Source organism: Mycobacterium sp. 852002-30065_SCH5024008, assembly GCF_001665645.1.
In the GTDB taxonomy this organism is placed as follows: Bacteria; Actinomycetota; Actinomycetes; order Mycobacteriales; family Mycobacteriaceae; genus Mycobacterium; species Mycobacterium paraffinicum.
The window spans coordinates 1-562 of the sequence record NZ_LZSZ01000069.1; the positions used below are offsets into that span (position 1 = coordinate 1).

The window sequence follows — 562 nt, forward strand, 5'->3', positions numbered from 1 at the left end:
ATGCGATCGTCGGCAGCGTCAGATGTGTATAAGAGACAGGTGCCAACTGGGCGATGGTGGGCGCCTCAAAAATGGCCCGCACCGACAAGTCGGTATTCAGGCTGGTGTTGACCGCGGCGATCAGCCGCATCGCCGACAACGAATCCCCACCCAACTCGAAGAACGAATCCTCCACCCCCACCCGATCGAGCCTCAACACTTCGGCGTAGATGCCGGCCAGGATGTCCTCGGTCAGAGTGCCCGGGGCGCGATAGTGAGCGCCGGTGTAGTCGGGGGCGGGTAGGGCGCGGGTGTCGAGTTTGCCGTTGACCGTCAGGGGTAGCGTCTCGAGCACCATGATCGCGGCCGGCACCATATAGGACGGCAGCCGGTCTGCGAGTTGGGCGCGGATCGCGGCAGGATCCACTGCCCCCGAACCCGATTCGGTGACATAGCCGACCAGCCGCTTGCCGCCGGGGTCCTCCTCGCGGGCGATCACCACCGCTTGGTCCACCCCGTCCAAGCTGGCTAGTGTGGTTTGGATTTCACCGAGTTCGATGCGATACCCGCGGATCTTGACCTG

1 protein-coding gene is annotated in these 562 nt (G+C 64.1%); it reads right to left on the bottom strand.

The features are described 5' to 3' along the window. The coding region (locus A5781_RS08840; protein WP_231990676.1) for a phosphopantetheine-binding protein at positions 1-562 on the bottom strand (562 nt) is incomplete at both ends.